This is a genomic window from Nocardia sp. NPDC056100, assembly GCF_042266325.1.
Lineage (GTDB): Bacteria > Actinomycetota > Actinomycetes > Mycobacteriales > Mycobacteriaceae > Nocardia.
The window spans coordinates 1,397,821-1,413,519 of record NZ_JBHJVY010000003.1 but is presented as its reverse complement, the minus strand read 5'-3'; the positions used below and the strand labels follow the sequence as shown (position 1 = coordinate 1,413,519).

Annotated in this window: 19 protein-coding genes; 4 read left to right on the top strand and 15 right to left on the bottom strand. The window is 65.8% G+C overall.

The features are described from left to right. Window positions 1-15: 15 nt before the first annotated feature. Entirely contained in the window at window positions 16-966 is a 951-nt protein-coding gene (locus tag ACFC0O_RS28495) for a LysR family transcriptional regulator (protein ID WP_375962952.1), read from the bottom strand. 81 nt (window positions 967-1,047) lie between these two features. On the opposite strand from ACFC0O_RS28495, the gene ACFC0O_RS28490 reads away from it, so the two are divergent. Then, a complete protein-coding gene (locus ACFC0O_RS28490; RefSeq protein ID WP_375962950.1) occupies window positions 1,048-1,458 on the top strand; it encodes a DUF5997 family protein in 411 nt (136 codons plus the stop codon). Window positions 1,459-1,470: 12 nt separating this feature from the next. Here ACFC0O_RS28490 and ACFC0O_RS28485 read toward each other — a convergent pair whose 3' ends face one another. Then, window positions 1,471-4,797 (bottom strand): FAD/NAD(P)-binding protein, encoded by a 3,327-nt coding sequence (locus ACFC0O_RS28485; protein WP_375962947.1) that lies wholly within the window; start codon window positions 4,795-4,797, stop codon window positions 1,471-1,473. A gap of 186 nt (window positions 4,798-4,983) precedes the next feature. Then, window positions 4,984-6,180 carry an MFS transporter gene (locus ACFC0O_RS28480; RefSeq protein ID WP_375962945.1) on the bottom strand — a complete coding sequence of 399 codons (1,197 nt, stop codon included), beginning with the start codon at window positions 6,178-6,180 and terminating at the stop codon, window positions 4,984-4,986. Window positions 6,181-6,289: 109 nt separating this feature from the next. Here ACFC0O_RS28480 and ACFC0O_RS28475 point away from each other — a divergent pair, with 109 nt between their 5' ends. Next, a complete protein-coding gene (locus ACFC0O_RS28475; protein ID WP_375962943.1) occupies window positions 6,290-6,748 on the top strand; it encodes a MarR family winged helix-turn-helix transcriptional regulator in 459 nt (152 codons plus the stop codon). Between the two features lie 80 nt (window positions 6,749-6,828). On the opposite strand, the gene ACFC0O_RS28470 is transcribed toward ACFC0O_RS28475, so the two are convergent. Continuing rightward, entirely contained in the window at window positions 6,829-8,886 is a 2,058-nt protein-coding gene (locus tag ACFC0O_RS28470) for a CocE/NonD family hydrolase (RefSeq protein ID WP_375962941.1), read from the bottom strand. A gap of 144 nt (window positions 8,887-9,030) precedes the next feature. On the opposite strand from ACFC0O_RS28470, the gene ACFC0O_RS28465 reads away from it, so the two are divergent. Beyond that, window positions 9,031-9,720 carry a TetR/AcrR family transcriptional regulator gene (locus ACFC0O_RS28465; RefSeq protein ID WP_375962938.1) on the top strand — a complete coding sequence of 230 codons (690 nt, stop codon included), beginning with the start codon at window positions 9,031-9,033 and terminating at the stop codon, window positions 9,718-9,720. A gap of 9 nt (window positions 9,721-9,729) precedes the next feature. Continuing rightward, on the top strand, window positions 9,730-10,158 hold the full coding sequence (locus ACFC0O_RS28460) for a pyridoxamine 5'-phosphate oxidase family protein (RefSeq protein WP_364641133.1): 429 nt from the start codon (window positions 9,730-9,732) through the stop codon (window positions 10,156-10,158). An 87-nt stretch (window positions 10,159-10,245) separates the two neighbouring features. Here ACFC0O_RS28460 and rpsQ read toward each other — a convergent pair whose 3' ends face one another. From rpsQ to rpsJ, 11 genes are read right to left on the bottom strand one after another with little or no spacing between them, the layout of a single operon-like run. Then, the gene (gene rpsQ / locus ACFC0O_RS28455; protein ID WP_067571127.1) at window positions 10,246-10,542 is read right to left on the bottom strand and encodes a 30S ribosomal protein S17; all 297 of its coding nucleotides are present in this window, start codon (window positions 10,540-10,542) and stop codon (window positions 10,246-10,248) included. Beyond that, the gene (rpmC, locus tag ACFC0O_RS28450) at window positions 10,539-10,778 is read right to left on the bottom strand and encodes a 50S ribosomal protein L29 (RefSeq protein ID WP_364641136.1); all 240 of its coding nucleotides are present in this window, start codon (window positions 10,776-10,778) and stop codon (window positions 10,539-10,541) included. The genes rpsQ and rpmC overlap by 4 nt, the downstream gene beginning before the upstream one ends. After that, entirely contained in the window at window positions 10,778-11,194 is a 417-nt protein-coding gene (gene rplP, locus ACFC0O_RS28445; protein ID WP_067571123.1) for a 50S ribosomal protein L16, read from the bottom strand. Before rplP ends, rpmC begins: the two co-directional genes overlap by 1 nt. A 3-nt stretch (window positions 11,195-11,197) precedes the next feature. Further along, window positions 11,198-12,004, bottom strand: a complete 807-nt coding sequence (gene rpsC / locus ACFC0O_RS28440) for a 30S ribosomal protein S3 (protein ID WP_067571121.1) — start codon at window positions 12,002-12,004, stop codon at window positions 11,198-11,200. Continuing rightward, window positions 12,005-12,406 (bottom strand): 50S ribosomal protein L22, encoded by a 402-nt coding sequence (rplV, locus tag ACFC0O_RS28435; RefSeq protein ID WP_067519526.1) that lies wholly within the window; start codon window positions 12,404-12,406, stop codon window positions 12,005-12,007. Next, a complete protein-coding gene (gene rpsS, locus ACFC0O_RS28430) occupies window positions 12,403-12,684 on the bottom strand; it encodes a 30S ribosomal protein S19 (RefSeq protein ID WP_364641140.1) in 282 nt (93 codons plus the stop codon). The genes rplV and rpsS overlap by 4 nt, the downstream gene beginning before the upstream one ends. Before the next feature lie 14 nt (window positions 12,685-12,698). Continuing rightward, a complete protein-coding gene (gene rplB / locus ACFC0O_RS28425) occupies window positions 12,699-13,529 on the bottom strand; it encodes a 50S ribosomal protein L2 (protein ID WP_364641143.1) in 831 nt (276 codons plus the stop codon). A gap of 33 nt (window positions 13,530-13,562) precedes the next feature. Continuing rightward, the gene (gene rplW / locus ACFC0O_RS28420; protein WP_309231514.1) at window positions 13,563-13,868 is read right to left on the bottom strand and encodes a 50S ribosomal protein L23; all 306 of its coding nucleotides are present in this window, start codon (window positions 13,866-13,868) and stop codon (window positions 13,563-13,565) included. Further along, entirely contained in the window at window positions 13,865-14,536 is a 672-nt protein-coding gene (gene rplD / locus ACFC0O_RS28415; RefSeq protein ID WP_364641147.1) for a 50S ribosomal protein L4, read from the bottom strand. The genes rplW and rplD overlap by 4 nt, the downstream gene beginning before the upstream one ends. After that, window positions 14,533-15,198, bottom strand: a complete 666-nt coding sequence (gene rplC / locus ACFC0O_RS28410; RefSeq protein WP_364641150.1) for a 50S ribosomal protein L3 — start codon at window positions 15,196-15,198, stop codon at window positions 14,533-14,535. The genes rplD and rplC overlap by 4 nt, the downstream gene beginning before the upstream one ends. Window positions 15,199-15,212: 14 nt before the next feature. Further along, entirely contained in the window at window positions 15,213-15,518 is a 306-nt protein-coding gene (gene rpsJ, locus ACFC0O_RS28405) for a 30S ribosomal protein S10 (RefSeq protein ID WP_003938093.1), read from the bottom strand. Window positions 15,519-15,699: the final 181 nt, after the last annotated feature.

Genomic DNA, 15,699 nt, shown 5'->3' with positions numbered 1-15,699 from the left:
CGGAACCGGCGGCGGTCAGCGCCCGCGCCGCTTACCCGGTTTCTGCGCTCCCCCAGCACGTTTCGCCGCGGTCGGCTTCTTCCCGGCGGGCGGCTTCTTACCCGCGCGCGGTTGCGCCTTCGGCTGCTGCTTCTTCTCCTGCCCGGACGGCGACCGGGTACTGCGCTCCGAACGCCCGCGCACCACGCCCACGAACTCCTCCACCAGATCCGTGGTGCGCTCGGCGGGCCAGGCCAGCGCGATCTCGGTCGGCGGCACATCGGTGACGGTCCGATACACCAGATCCTTGCGGGCGTGCAGGCGGGCGATGGAATGCGGCACGATGGCCGCACCGCTGACCGCCGCCACCAACTCCAGGGTCATGGCCGCCTCATCCAGGTCGGCGGCGTCCTGCATCCGCTCATCGGCCAGCTCGAGCGTGCTCACCTGCTCGAATACCGAGATCGGATGATCCTTGGGCACCACCACCACCGCGATCTCGCGATAGAGCGGAATCGCGCTCATGCCCTCGCGATCGATCGGCAGGCGCACGAACGCCATATCGACCCGGCCCTCGCGCAACGCCGCCTCCTGTTCACGCATGGGCACGGCCAGCATCTCCAGGACGATCTCCGGATACCGCTCCCGCCAGATGCGCTCCCATTTGGTGACCGTCACCCCGGGCACGAACCCGACCCGCAGGCGCTCGGCATCGTCATCGGGGGCTGCCGGAGCCTCCTCGACGACATTGGCGAGAATCTCGAGCGCGGCCGCCAGCAGCTCCTCGCCCTCGGCCGTGAGCTGGGTCGGCGACGCCCCGGGGACGAACAGTTTCGTCCCGAGCTCTTCCTCCAGATCGATGACCGTATGACTCAACCGCTGCCGGGAAATCCCCAAAGCCTGCGCGGCGCGGGCGAAGTGCAACTCCTGCGCAACCCCGGCGAACCAGCGCAGACGCGTGACATCGATCGACTCGAACCGGCTCATTCCACCCAGGTTATTGCACCGCTCCATGGATAACCGCACCGCGCGGCCGGTTCCCCCGACCCCGCCCGATACCCTGAGCAGGTGAGCCCGGACAAGAAACCCCAGACCATGAAGCCGCTGACCGCGGCCGACAAACTCGGCATCTACCTCCCCGCAACCCCCGAGGAGTTCCGGAACTCACCGCTCACCCGCGCCCAGCTGGACGAGCTGCGCGCCAACCCGCCGCAGTGGCTGCAGGATCTGCACCGGGACGGCCCGTTCCCGCGCGATGTGACGGCCCGCAAACTCGGCATCTCCAACTCCGGGCTCGGCCGCGCGGGCGTCGAGGACGCCATGACCAGCGCGCAGATCGCGGCCCTGGTCGCCGATCCGCCGGAATGGCTGATCGCCGAGCGCAAGAACTACGTCGCGGTGCAGGCCGAAGCCGAACGCGTCAAGATCAAGGACGCCGAACGCCGCGCGGCCACCAATCGCCCGCGCAAGAACTGGTAGTCCGCACTCACCTCACATTCGGCGCAGCACCCGATCCACCAGATCGGGGGCCGCGCCGAGATAGTTCTCCGGGCGCAGCAGATCATCGAGTTCGGGTCCGCTCAAATGCAGTGCGATATCCGGGGATTCGGCCAGCACCTCGGCCAAAGGCCGTGCGCTGGACTGCGATTCGTACGACGCCGATTGCAGCGTCTTCTTCGCCACCGGCTTACCCAGCAGCGGCCCCAGCCGAATGGACAGGCGTTCGGACACGATCTGCCCCTCGGTGAGCGTCAGATTCGCGGTCATCCGATCGGCGTCGGCGGTCAGTCCCTCGGCCAATTCCACCGCGGTATGCGCCGCGCCGCCCGCCAGCAGTAGACATTCGCGCAGCGGCTGCCACTCGGCATGCCAGGAACCCGCGGGCCGCTCATCCTCGGCCAGCAGCGCGCCGAACAGCGTCGAGGCCAGCGCCGGGACCTGTAGCGCCGCCGCCCGAATCATGGTGCTCAGCACCGGATTTCGCTTCTGCGGCATGGCGGAGGATTCACCGCGCCCCTCGGCTGCGGGCTCGTAGACCTCCGCGATCTCGGTGCGGGACTGCGAGATCACGTCCACCGCCATTTTGCCCAGCACCCCGGAGGTGAGCGCCAGTGACGACGCCAGATCCGCGATCGGGGTGCGCACGGTATGCCAGGGGGTCGCGCTCACCGCGAGTGAGAGTTCCGCGGCGAATTCCGCGCTCAACTTCTCCATGATCTCGCCGCTGGTGGCCACCGACAGCTCCGATTCACCGCAGCGCGCGCATTCGATGTACGACGCCAAAGTGCCCGCCGCACCGCCCAATTGCACCGGCAGCCCGGTGCGCACCTGGCACAACCGCTCACGGGCATCCAGAATGCCCTGCATCCACACCGCCACCTTCGCGCCGAACGTGGTCGGCACCGCCTGCATGGCCAGGGTGCGACCGGCGATGGGCGTACTGCGGTGCCGCCGCGCAAGTTCCGCCAGTCCGGCCAGAATGCCATTGAGGTCGGCGATCATCACCGACAGCACGCGCGCCGCGATCAACATGGTCGCGGTATCGAGAATGTCCTGACTGGTCGACCCGTAGTGCACGTAGTTCGCGCTCACCGGATCGATATCGGCGACCGCGCGATGCAGCCGCTCCACGAAGCACACCACCGGATTCGCCGCTCCCCGTGCGGCTTCCGCGATCTCGCGGGCATCGAAGGTGTGCCCGCGCACCGCGAGTGCCATATGTTCGGGCACCACCTCGGGCACCATGCCCAGGCGCGCCTGCGCCCGCGAGAGCGCCAGCTCCACCTCCAGCATGGCCTCGATCCAGGCATCGTCGCCGAGCAGGGATTCCACCGGTGCGCCCACTCCCACCGGGGACAGCAGACCGTATTCGATCGCCATATCGCCTTGCCTTTCAGAGGAATTCGCGGAGCGCTCATAGCGGTGCGTGGTGAGGATCTCGCGGGCGATCCCGTCGCCGTCCGCCAGCGTCACCGAATTCACGCCGGGCCGCGGACCGGCCGCGGTCACCCAGCGCACCGATTCGGTGGGCACCCCGAAGGCGTAGCGGCGGTGCTGGATTCGGCCCTCGCCATCCACCAGATGATGGGTGTTCGGGGCCAGTGCCAGACCGCCGGTGCGATAGCTGCTGCCGTCCGGCGAACCCATGCTGAAACCGCTGACATCCTTGCGGCCCAGCAGATTACGCAGCAGCGGATCGGCGGTGCGGCGCAGATCCGGTGCGGGCATCCAGGCGTCGATGAGATGCCGTCCGCGCACCTGCGAGCCAGCCACCTGCGGGGACTCCGCACTGAACAGCCGCCGCCCGGTATCGACCCGCAGTCGCATACCCGGGCCGATGACCCGCACCACGCCCGCCCGGATCAGCGCGGACAGTTCGGCGATGCGGCTGGCGGGCGGGCCGATGGACAGGAAGGCGTTCATGGGGGTGTACCAGCGATCCAGATCATCGCGGTACGACGATCCGGCGATACCGCCGTGATCGACCACCAGCCGGACCTCATTGCGCAGGTCCCGCAGCACATCCAGGGCCGCCTTCACCGGACCGCGCACATTGCCCAGCCGGGCCGCGCGCACATCGGCGTCCAGATAACCGAGCAGCCAATCGTGGAATTCGGCGGGATCGCCGAAACTGCGGCCGCCGGTGGGATCGACCAGCGTGGACCAATCCCACTGCTCGTCCTGCCCGATGTGGAAGCGCTGCAACAGTTCCGCGGAATCGGCGGCGGGCGCGCCCAGATAGGCGTCCCGGAACGCTTCCAGCCGTTGCGGACTCAGCCGCTCGGCCAGCAGCGCCGCGTAGTACACCGATTCGACCTCGCGGGCGATGAGCGGCCACACATCGTGCCGGAACGACACATCGCCGAATTTGCGTGAGCGACTGCGCAATCGGGCGATGCGCTCGGGATTCAACAGGATCGGCGCGTAGCGGCCGTCCACACCCTTCTGGTTCTCACCGCGCGCGTGATGCGGTACGCCCCGGCGGCAGCCCGCCATGATCAGCGGCTCATGTCCGGAGGCCACGTACTCCAGTCCGGCGTCGGACTCCTTGAAACAGCCGCCGCGACCGACCGTGAGCAGCGCCAGATAGTCGAAGAACGTGAGGCCGAGGCCGCGAATGAGCACCGGTTCCCGCTCGGGGATGGCGTGCACGTCGATATCGGCGGCATTGGCGGGGGCGGTATAGCCCAGGCCAAGTGTGCGCGCCGAATCATGCAGGGAGCCGGGCTCTTCCGGCGGCTCCTCCCCCAGATGACCCTGAGCCAGGACTACCGCGTGCAGTCCGCGAATGCGTTCGCCGGTGCTCAGTTCGAGTTCCTGCAATCCGCCCGGGCCGTCCCACAAATCGGTTGCGGTAGCCACAATTTCGCGCGTATGCACCCATTCGGAATAGCGATCCCGGGTGCGTTCGAATGCCCAGCGCAGATAATGGCCGTAGAAGTAGCGCGGCGGATAGGTATCGGCGCGGATGCGCAGCGCTTCTCGATAAGCGCCGGAGGGCAATCCGGCGAAATTGCCGATCTTGGCGAGGAAATTGGACCATTCGTACAAACTCGGCCCTCTATCCACCGGCCCGGCCATCTCCACCGTGTCATCGGTGAAGATGGTGACCTGCTCGGCGACCGTGTTCATCAGCAGCTGAGCAGGCTGATCGGTACGCCAGACCGCGCCCGTGCCAACCCTTTTCGAGTCGATCAGGATCAGCTCGACGCCCGCGCAATTACCGAGCTGTCGAGCATTGGCACAAATCCGTTCGAATACATTCAGACCGCGAGGTCCCATTCCGACTATCGCGACCCGAACCACATTGTCGAGCATTCACACACCGATCGCGCCCGAGGATCTGTACCCGGTAGCGGGCACGTCGCCGAGACTAGCAATGCGACAAACGCCATACAAGAACGCGCGGTACGGAATACGGCTCAGCTCGCGAAACGCCGAACGCACAATTGCGAAACGCCGAATGCCCGCCACCGCGCGGAAACCGCGGCGACGGGCGCGACGTCAGCGCGCCGCCGAGACGAGAACGGGTTCGGAAACCGCCGCCGCGGCACCGGTTTCGCGGCGCTCCAGCGCGGCGGACACCAGCGCCAGCACCAGGGCCGAGGCAGCCAGCCCCGCACCCACCCAATTCGGCGCGGTGTAGGCCAGCCCCGCCGAGAGCGTCAGCCCACCGAGCCACGCGGCCAAGGCATTTCCGAGATTGAACGCGCCGATATTCACGGCGGATGCGAGGGTCGGGGCCTCGGGAGCCTGATCCAGCACCCGCTTCTGCAGCGAGGGCACCGACGCGAAGCCGAGCGCGCCGATGACGAAGATGGTGATCGCGGCCAGCACCTTCACCTGCGCGGTGACCGTGAACAGCGCCAGCGCGATCGTCAACGCGGACAACGAGATATACAGCATCGGCATCAGCGCGCGATCGGCGAATTTACCGCCCACCAGATTGCCCACAACCATCCCCAGGCCGAGCAGCACCAGCAGCCAGGTGATGGAACCGTCCGCGAAACCGCCGATCTCGGTCATCATCGGGGCGATATAGGTGATCGCCGCGAATACCGCACCGAAGCCGAGCACGGTCATGCCGTTGGCCAGCCACACCTGAATGTTCTTGAAAGCGGCCAACTCCCGGCGCAGGTTTACATTCTCCGGGGTGGGCAGGTTCGGAACCAGCTTGGCGATTCCGGCCAGACCCGCCACACCCAGCAGCGCCACGATGGCGAAGGTGACGCGCCAGCCGATCTGCTGACCGACGAAGGTGCCCAGCGGTACGCCGACGACATTGGCGACCGTCAGACCGGTGAACATCATGGCGATGGCACCGGCCTTGCGATCCGGGGCGACCAGATCCGCGGCGACCACCGCGCCGATGCCGAAGAACGCGCCGTGCGCCAGTGAGGCGACCACGCGGCCGATCAGCATGACGCCGAAGACCGGGGCGATGGCGGAGATGAGATTCCCGGCGATGAAGAACCCCATCAGCAGCATGAGCATGCGCTTGCGGGGGACGCGGGTGCCCAGCGCGGTCATGATCGGCGCACCCAGCATGACGCCGAGCGCATAGCCGGTGACCAGCCAGCCGGCGGTCGGAATGGACACCCCGAAGTCACCGGCGACCTCGGGCAGCAGTCCCATGATGACGAATTCGGTGGTGCCGATTCCGAAGGCCCCGATTGCCAGGGCCAGCAGTGCGAGCGGCATGACTACACCTTCCAGACGATTGCAAGAGCGCGTTATTGCAAACACAATAGTTGCAGACGCGTGTTACTCGCAAGCGCGGGCATTCGCGGAAGTGGTCTATCCTGGTCACATGACTGCCACCGATCCCGCACTCACCGGTCTCGCCCAGGGCTGGTGCGCGCTCACCGTGCTGCACGGGCGGATCGAAGCGCACATCGAACGCGCGCTCCAGGCGAAACACGAGCTCAGTGTGCGCGAGTACTCCCTGCTCGACGTACTGAGCCGCCAGCACGACGGCACCGGCGGCATGCTCCAGATGAAACAGGTCGCCGACGCCATCGTGCTGTCCCAGAGCGCCACCACCCGCCTGGTCACCCGGCTCGAAGACCGCGGCCTGCTCGCGCGGTACCTCTGCCCCACCGATCGCCGCGGCATCTACACCAAGGTCACCGACGCCGGGCGCGAGCTATTGGAAGCCGCGCGGCCCACCAATGACGCCGCCCTGCGCGAAGCCCTCGACGACGCGGCGGGCAATCCCGAACTGGCACCGCTGGTCCGCACCGTCGAATCCCTGCACACCCCCGCCTGAACCGGGCGGCGCACAGCACGAAGGCCCGCTCCCCCAACCGGAAGCGGGCCTTCTCCCCTCCTGACTATGCGATCGCCGGGCTATGCGATCGCGCGGCTCAACGGCAGGTTGACGTAGCTCGGCTCCGAAGGATCCAGCAGCACATGCTGATTCGCGAGACGGCTCTCGACCAGCAGCGGCGGCAGCAATACCCCGCGCGGGAAATTGCTGGCGTACACGTCGATTCGCACCCGATGGCCCGGTTGCAGCACCGCGTCAACGGGATTCACCGCGATATCGATCGTCGTCGGCTGACCGGGAACGAGCGGCTGCCGGGAATCCAAGGTCAGCAGATACGCCGTCTCGGTGAGATCACCGGCCGCGTTCCGCTTGCTCTTGTCCTCATCCACCGCACGCAGTGACGCGGTGAGCTGACCGCTGGCCACCACGGTCGAACGACCATCGGGCGCAACGTCATTCACCGTGACGGACCAGTAGCCCTCGGAGGAGTCGTACGCGGTGTTCAGATGCACATTGATCGGCCCCGAGATGACCGTCGCCTCGGAAACCGGTGTGCTGGTGAAGGTCAGGCCGCCGAGCTCGTGAATGCGGTCATCCTTGGTGCAGCCGTCGATCACCGAGGTTATCCCCAGTGATTCGACCGCCATATCGCGCGAGCAGAGTGCGGTGATACCGGTCAGCGGCGAAACCGTCAGCTGCGCGGGCGCATCGGTGCCATCACCGTTCAGGGATCCGTCGTACAGGCTGTTCGCGGTACCGCTGCGCGCGGGCGAGAGGTACATGCGCCGGTACTCCGACGTCGGCCGCGGCAGCCACGAGGTCGCGGTCCAGCCGCCGCCCTGCTGCCACAGCACCACCGGGCCGTACTGATCGATACCGTTGTCGATGCCCTTGAGCCACTTGTCGTACCAGGCCATCTGGAGCACGTCCAGCCGCGGCGGCTTACCCGGATTGCCCAGGCCCGAACCGGGATTCGCGTGATAGGTATCGCCCATGATCAGCTTCTTCTGCTCCGGCGGCAGCGGAATCCGATCGAACGACATGGCGCTGGACGGCGCGAAGATGTCCTGCCAGCCGCCGTACGCGAAGGTCGGCACCTTGATGCGCTCGGGATGACTGTCCGAGAACGCCTCGCGCAGTTCACTTCCCGGCCGCAATGCCTGTTTCAGCGGCTCGGGCAGCAGATCCACCGAGGGTGTCAGCGCCATGATGATGTAGTCGAAGAACTCGAAAGGCGTTGTGACACGGTCCATCAGCCATTTCGCGTCCAAGTGACCGAGTACGACGCCGACCGGATCCGGGAAGTTCTGGATCACATCGATGAACGCGATGTACAGCGGCGCGAACAAACCGAGCCCGCCACCGGGCGCGGCCACGTCACCGATCTTGTCGGTACTGCCCTCCACCGGGAAGATCGCCTTGAGCGCGGGCGGATTCTGCGCGGCCACCATGTACTGGTTGATGCCCGAGTACGAGATGCCGTTCATCCCGATATTGCCGTCCGACCAGGGCTGTTTCGACGCCCAGTCGATCACCTCGACCGAATCCTGGGTCTCGCGGCTCTGGAAGAACTGCCACGCGCCCTGCGAATAGCCGGTGCCGCGGGTGTCCACCACGATCTGGGTGTAACCGTGCTGGATGAGCCTGCGGTCCGCGCCGAAGGTCCGGGCCGCGCCGCCGCTGAGCACCCGGGTCAGATCCGTGACCGAGGACAGTGGTGTCCCGGTCAGATCCACACTGTTCACCAGCTGGATCAGGGCATCGGACAGCCACGGCACCGACAGCGCCACATCGGCCAGCCAGGACGCGAACTTGGTATAGGGCGTCAGATTGACGATGGTCGGCAGCGGATCGGTGACCGGTACGCCATTGGCGTCGACGGGCCGATACACATTGGCCTTCAACACCGTTCCGTCGCTCATGGTGATCGGCACATCGAAATCGATGTGCACCTCGCCGGGATAGCGGCCCGGGTATTTCGCCGGTCCGTCGTGCGCGGCCAGCCAGGATTGCCCGAGTTCACCGCCGTCCGGCGGGGTTTCGGCAGCGGCGGTCGGCGTCACAGACAGCGAGGTCATGGTGATGGCTACGGCGGCTATGGCTACTCGGATCAGGTGGCTGCGGGCTCTCCCGATCATGCGTGCTCCCCTCCATCCGGGCATCCGACACGATCCCGGCTTATAAACTGTGGCGTACCTATGATGGCCACGAATGGTGTCTGGGTCACAGCTTTGCCCCAACTGTGGCGCGCCTCACAGCCCGCGCGACTCTATGCTCTGGAGATGGCTCTGGAATCCGGCTTCGATCGCCGCCGCCTGCCGCCCGGCACCCACGGCATCAATCCGGAGGACGTCGTGCACTCACAGCGCATGCGCATCTTCTTCGGCGTGCTCGAGGCCGTCTCCGAACGCGGCTACAACGCCACCACGGTGGCGGATATCGTTGCGCGCGCTGGGGTTTCGCGGCGCACCTTCTATCAGCTGTTCCGGGATCGGGACGAATGCTTCCTCGCCGCCTTCGAGGCCGCGGTCGATCTCGTCATCGAACAGCTCGACCGAAGTATCGCCAGCACACCGCATTCCGATTGGCGCACACTCATCCACACCACGCTCGGCGAATACCTGCGCGCGCTCAGCGACAATGCCGACTGCGCCCGCGCCCTGCACGTGGAATGCCTCGCCGCCGGACCCGTGGTGGCGGAACAGCGGCGGCATATGAAAAACCGTCTGGCACAGCGCATGCGGGCCGCCTTCCGGATCGGCCACGCCGCCGGCGACATCCCCGCCGAGATTCCCGACGAATTCTTCGACGCCCTCATCGGAGCCATCGACGACCGCATTCGCGACTGCATCCAGGGCCCTGGACCGCGCGCGCTGCCGACCCTCACCACGCACGTCTATCAGGTGACGATGGCGCTGTTCGGCGTCCCCGATCTGTCCCGGCGAACCGAACCGGTCGTACCCCCGCGCTAGCGTGGAGGTATGGCACTGACGTTGGAAGAACGACAGAGTTTCCTGGCCCAACCACACATCGGCGCGTTGGCCGTGAACAACAAGCCCGGTCGCGCGCCCCTGAACGTCCCCATCTGGTACCAGTACACCCCCGGCGGCGAACTGTGGATCATCACCGGGCCCGAGTCACAGAAGATGCGCCTGCTGAAGGAGTCCGGCCGCTTCAGCATCATGGCGCAGGTGGTGGAACCCACCGTCCGCTATGTGACGGCCGAGGGCCCGATCGACCGCATCACCGTCATGACCGACGAGATGCACCATGAGATGGCCTCGCGCTATCTCACTCCCCCGCAGGTCGACAAGTACCTGAAGTCCACCGAGGAACTCGGTATCGGCGAACAGGTCGCGGTCTACATGCGACCGGAGCATTGGCTATCCGCCGATATGGGCGCGCTCTGATCACCTGACCCGTGACATGACGAAGGCCCGCCTCCCCAGGGGAAGCGGGCCTTCGCATTTCGACTGTCGTCGAGGATGGAGCAGACCTTACTTGGCCTTCTCCAGCACCTCGACCAGACGCCAGCGCTTGGTGGCGGACAGCGGACGGGTCTCCATCAGCTGCACGCGGTCACCGATACCGGCGATCTCATTCTCGTCGTGCGCCTTGACCTTCGAGGTGGTGCGGATGATCTTGCCGTAAAGCTTGTGCTTCACGCGATCTTCCAGCTCGACCACGATGGTCTTGGTCATCTTGTCGGAAACAACGTAACCGATGCGCACCTTGCGCTGGCCACGCTCTTCTGCCTTGGCCGGCGTCTTGGCCGGGCCCTTTACGTCGCTCATGCGGCGTCTCCCTTGCCTTGCGGACCGGAGGCCAGGCCGAGCTCGCGCTCACGCATGACCGTGTAGATGCGGGCGATCTCGTGACGGACCACACGCAGGCGACGATTGTTGGTCAGCTGACCGGTCGCCATCTGGAAGCGCAGGTTGAACAGCTCTTCCTTGCCTTCGCGAAGCTTCGCGACGAGCTCTTCCTCGGTCAGCTCACGCAGCTCTGCTGCCGGATTAGCGGTAGCCATCAGAACTGCTCCTCTCGCGTCACGATCCTGCACTTCATGGGGAGCTTGTGCATCGCGCGGCGCAGGGCCTCACGAGCGGTCTCCTCGTTCGGGTAAGACATCTCGAACATGACCCGTCCGGGCTTCACGTTCGCGATCCACCACTCCGGCGAACCCTTACCGGAACCCATGCGGGTTTCGGCCGGCTTCTTGGTGAGCGGGCGATCGGGGTAGATGTTGATCCAGATCTTGCCGCCACGCTTGATGTGGCGGGTCATCGCGATACGCGCCGACTCGATCTGACGGTTGGTCACGTAAGCCGGCTCCAGAGCCTGGATGCCGTACTCACCGAAGGAAACCGCCGTGCCGCCCTTGGACATGCCCGAACGGCTCGGGTGGTGCTGCTTACGGTGCTTGACCTTGCGAGGCATCAACATAGGTCAGCCCTCCTGGGTCGTCTCAGCCGGAGCCTCCGCGACAGCAGTCGCGGCACGCCCGGCCTCAGTGCTGGTCGCGGTTGTGCCCTGGGCACCCGAACGACGCGGGCGGCTCGGCCGCTCACGACGCGGGCGATCACGGTCGCCGGCCGGCGCTGCGGTCGCGGTGACCTCACGCTTGCCACCGACGATGTCGCCCTTGTAGATCCACACCTTCACGCCGATACGGCCGAAGGTGGTGCGGGCCTCGTACAGGCCGTAGTCGATGTCCGCACGAAGGGTGTGCAGCGGCACACGGCCTTCGCGGTAGAACTCCGAGCGCGACATTTCGGCGCCACCGAGGCGGCCCGAGCACTGCACGCGGATGCCCTTGACGTTCGGCGAACGCATGGCCGACTGAATGGCCTTACGCATCGCACGACGGAACGCCACACGGTTCGACAGCTGCTCGGCCACACCCTGGGCAACGAGCTGCGCATCCGACTCGGGGTTCTTGACCTCGAGGATGTTCAGCTGCACCTGCTTGCCGGTGAGCTTCTCCAGCTCGGCACGGATGCGGTCGGCTTCGGCGCCACGACGGCCGATCACGATGCCCGGACGCGCGGTGTGGATATCCACACGGACGCGATCACGGGTGCGCTCGATCTCGACCTTCGAGATGCCCGCGCGCTCCATACCGGTGGAGAGGAGCTTGCGGATCTTGACGTCTTCGCCGACGTATTCCTTGTACTGCTTATCGGCGTACCAACGCGACTTCCAGTCGGTGGTGATACCGAGGCGGAAGCCATGGGGGTTGATTTTCTGTCCCATTTACTTTGCCCCTCCCTTCCGGCGGCTACGAGTGGCAGCGCCGGCAGTGGGCACGCTCTCGACCTCGATGGTGATGTGGCTGGTGCGCTTGCGAATCCGGAACGCACGGCCCTGGGCACGCGGCTGGAAACGCTTCATGGTCGCGCCCTCGTCGACAAACGCCGTCGAGATGACCAGGGTCGCCGGGTTCAGGCCGAGGTTGTTCTCGGCGTTGGCGGCCGCCGAAGCGACAACCTTGGCGACCGGCTCGCTGGCAGCCTGCGGGGCGAACCGCAGGATGTTCAGCGCATCCTCGACACGCTTGCCGCGGACCAGGTCCACGACACGACGAGCCTTCATGGGCGTCACGCGCACGTGCTTGGCGGTTGCGCGCGCGGTCTGATTCTGAGTTTCAGTGCTCATCGCCGCTTGCTCTTCCGATCTTCCTTGACGTGGCTGCGGAACGTCCGCGTCGGCGCGAATTCACCGAGCTTGTGTCCAACCATGTTCTCGGACACGAACACCGGCACGTGCTTACGGCCGTCGTGGACCGAGAAGGTGTGACCGATGAAATCGGGAATGATGGTGGAACGACGCGACCAGGTCTTGATGACCTGCTTCGTGCCCTTCTCGTTCTGAACGTCCACCTTCTTCAGGAGGTGGCCGTCGACGAACGGGCCCTTCTTCAGGCTACGTGGCATGTCTAACCTCCTCCTTAACGCTTCTTGCCGCGGCGGCGGACGATGAGCTTGTCACTGGGACGGTTGGGCTTGCGGGTGCGGCCTTCCGGCTTACCCCACGGCGAGACCGGGTGGCGACCACCGGAGGTCTTACCTTCACCACCACCGTGCGGGTGGTCGACCGGGTTCATGACGACACCACGGACGGTCGGGCGGACGCCCTTCCAGCGCATACGGCCGGCCTTGCCCCAGTTGATGTTCGACTGCTCGGCGTTGCCGACCTCGCCGATGGTGGCGCGGCAGCGCACATCGACGCGACGGATTTCACCGGAAGGCATACGCAGGACGGCGTAGGCGCCTTCCTTACCCAGCAGCTGAATGCTCATACCCGCGGCGCGAGCCATCTTGGCGCCGCCACCCGGACGCAGTTCGACCGCGTGGATGGTGGTACCGGTCGGGATCGAGCGCAGCGGCAGGTTGTTGCCGGGCTTGATGTCGGCGCCGGTGCCGGACTCGATCTTCGTGCCCTGGGCAATGCCCTTGGGCGCGATGATGTACCGCTTCTCGCCGTCGGCGAAGTGCAGCAGCGCGATGTTGGCGGTGCGGTTCGGGTCGTACTCGATGTGAGCGACCTTGGCCGGGATACCGTCCTTGTCGAGGCGGCGGAAGTCGATGACGCGGTAGGCGCGCTTGTGGCCACCACCCTTGTGACGGGTGGTGATGCGGCCCTGAGCGTTACGGCCACCGGTCTTGGTGAGCGGACGCAGCAGCGACTTCTCGGGGGTCGAGCGGGTGATTTCGGCGAAGTCCGAAACCGAAGCGCCACGACGACCCGGGGTAGTCGGCTTGTATTTACGAATTGCCATGAGTTCTTCTCTACTTTCTGGATTCCCAGGCGCTTACGCGACCGGGCCTCCGAAGATCTCGATGGGCTTGCTGTCGGCCGAGAGGGTCACGAGCGCGCGCTTGGTGTTCTTGCGCTTGCCGTAACCGGCGCGGGTCCGCTTGCGCTTGCCCTGACGGTTAGCGGTGTTGACGCTGGTCACCGTGACGCCGAAGACCTTCTCGACGGCAATCTTGATCTGCGTCTTGTTGGAGTCCGGGTGCACGATGAAGGTGTACGTACCCTCTTCGATCAGTCCGTAGGACTTCTCGGAGATGACCGGCGCCAGCAGAATGTCGCGGGGGTCGGCGATCGTGGTCACTTGCTCTCCTCCTGTGCAGCTTCGGCAGGGCCGTGCACGAAGGCGTTGAGCGCCTCGACGGAGAAGATGACCTCATCGGCCTTCAGCACGTCATAGGTGTTCAGCTGATCGGGAGCGATCGGGTGCACGTTCTGCAGGTTCGCAACGCTCTTCCACGTGGCGATGTCCTCGCGGCCGACGACGACCAGGAGCTGCTTGCGGCTCGAAAGCTCGGCGAGGAAGCTCTTGGCGACCTTGGTCGACGGGGTCTGACCCGGGACCAGTTCGGTGATCACGTGGATGCGTTCGTTGCGCGCCCGGTCCGACAGAGCACCGCGCAGTGCGGCGACCTTCATCTTCTTGGGCAGACGCTGGCTGTAATCGCGCGGCTGCGGGCCGTGGACGGTGCCACCACCGGCGAACTGCGGCGCACGGGTCGAACCCTGACGGGCGCGGCCGGTGCCCTTCTGGCGGTAAGGCTTACGGCCACCACCGCGGACTTCACCGCGGGTCTTGGTGGCGTGCGTGCCCTGGCGAGCCGCGGCACGCTGGGCCACGACGACCTGGTGCATCAGCGCGATGTTGGCGGTCACGTCGAAGATCTCCGCGGGGAGCTCGACGGTGCCTTCGGTCTTGCCGCCTGCGGCCTTGACCGGAAGCGTCAGGTTGGTCTTGGTCTCGGTGCTCATGCCCGGGCACCACCCTTCACTGCACTCTTGACGATCACAATGCCGCCGGTGCGGCCCGGGATCGCGCCCTTGATCAGCAGCAGACCGTTCTCGGCGTCCACCTTGTGGACCGAGAGGTTCTGCGTGGTGACGCGGTCGTTACCCATCCGGCCGGACATGCGCATGCCCTTGAACACGCGGCCCGGGGTGGAGCAACCACCGATGGAACCCGGACGACGGTGCACAGCCTGCGCACCGTGCGAGGCGCCCTGACCGGCGAAGCCGTGACGCTTCATGGTGCCGGCGAAGCCCTTGCCCTTGGAGGTTCCGGTCACGTCGACGTAGGTGCCCTCTTCGAAGGCGTCCGCGCCGATTTCCTGGCCGACCGCGAAGGAATCGACGTCAGCGACGCGGATCTCCGTGATGTGGCGGCGAGGGGTGACACCGGCCTTGGCGAACTGGCCGGAAACCGGCTTGTTCACCTTGCGCGGATCGATTGCGCCGTAAGCGATCTGGATGGCGGCGTAGCCATCGCGCTCGGCGGTGCGGATCTGGGTCACGACGTTCGGACCGGCCTTGACGACGGTCACCGGAACAACGCGGTTCTTCTCGTCGAAGACCTGGGTCATACCGAGCTTGGTTCCCAGGATGCCGGCAGCCGGCCTGCTCTTGTTGTCAGTCATATCTGGAATCCCCGTCACTGAATGTTGACGTCGACGCTGGCCGGGAGGTCGATACGCATGAGAGCGTCGACCGTCTTCGGCGTGGGGTCGAGAATGTCAATCAGCCGCTTGTGCGTACGCATCTCGAAGTGCTCGCGCGAGTCCTTGTACTTGTGCGGCGAACGGATGACGCAGTACACGTTCTTTTCGGTGGGCAACGGCACCGGGCCGACGACACGGGCACCGGTACGGGTCACCGTCTCGACGATCTTGCGCGCAGACGCGTCGATCGCCTCATGGTCGTAGGCCTTGAGCCTGATGCGGATCTTCTGTCCCGCCACGCTGAGTGTCCTTTTCTCCGCTTAACGTTTGTGCCCCAGGAGCTTTCGCTCCCGAAACACCCTCATTTGCACAGCCCGAACACACGAAGACGCATCAGCCACCACACGACCGGCCCACCTGGGGCCCGATCCATCGCCGCTGTTCATCTGTCATGGTTCCGTCCGGTCCACGCGGTCGGGC

Bases quoted from the DNA above. Each gene is read 5' to 3' on its own strand.
- ACFC0O_RS28495 (WP_375962952.1), bottom strand. From the start codon at position 966: ATGAGCCGGTTCGAGTCGATCGATGTCACGCGTCTGCGCTGGTTCGCC.
- ACFC0O_RS28485 (WP_375962947.1), bottom strand. From the start codon at position 4,797: ATGCTCGACAATGTGGTTCGGGTCGCGATAGTCGGAATGGGACCTCGC.
- ACFC0O_RS28480 (WP_375962945.1), bottom strand. From the start codon at position 6,180: ATGCCGCTCGCACTGCTGGCCCTGGCAATCGGGGCCTTCGGAATCGGC.
- ACFC0O_RS28475 (WP_375962943.1), top strand. From the start codon at position 6,290: ATGACTGCCACCGATCCCGCACTCACCGGTCTCGCCCAGGGCTGGTGC.
- ACFC0O_RS28470 (WP_375962941.1), bottom strand. From the start codon at position 8,886: ATGATCGGGAGAGCCCGCAGCCACCTGATCCGAGTAGCCATAGCCGCC.
- ACFC0O_RS28465 (WP_375962938.1), top strand. From the start codon at position 9,031: ATGGCTCTGGAATCCGGCTTCGATCGCCGCCGCCTGCCGCCCGGCACC.
- ACFC0O_RS28460 (WP_364641133.1), top strand. From the start codon at position 9,730: ATGGCACTGACGTTGGAAGAACGACAGAGTTTCCTGGCCCAACCACAC.
- rpsQ (WP_067571127.1), bottom strand. From the start codon at position 10,542: ATGAGCGACGTAAAGGGCCCGGCCAAGACGCCGGCCAAGGCAGAAGAG.
- rpmC (WP_364641136.1), bottom strand. From the start codon at position 10,778: ATGGCTACCGCTAATCCGGCAGCAGAGCTGCGTGAGCTGACCGAGGAA.
- rplP (WP_067571123.1), bottom strand. From the start codon at position 11,194: ATGTTGATGCCTCGCAAGGTCAAGCACCGTAAGCAGCACCACCCGAGC.
- rpsC (WP_067571121.1), bottom strand. From the start codon at position 12,004: ATGGGACAGAAAATCAACCCCCATGGCTTCCGCCTCGGTATCACCACC.
- rplV (WP_067519526.1), bottom strand. From the start codon at position 12,406: ATGAGCACTGAAACTCAGAATCAGACCGCGCGCGCAACCGCCAAGCAC.
- rpsS (WP_364641140.1), bottom strand. From the start codon at position 12,684: ATGCCACGTAGCCTGAAGAAGGGCCCGTTCGTCGACGGCCACCTCCTG.
- rplB (WP_364641143.1), bottom strand. From the start codon at position 13,529: ATGGCAATTCGTAAATACAAGCCGACTACCCCGGGTCGTCGTGGCGCT.
- rplD (WP_364641147.1), bottom strand. From the start codon at position 14,536: ATGAGCACCGAGACCAAGACCAACCTGACGCTTCCGGTCAAGGCCGCA.
- rplC (WP_364641150.1), bottom strand. From the start codon at position 15,198: ATGACTGACAACAAGAGCAGGCCGGCTGCCGGCATCCTGGGAACCAAG.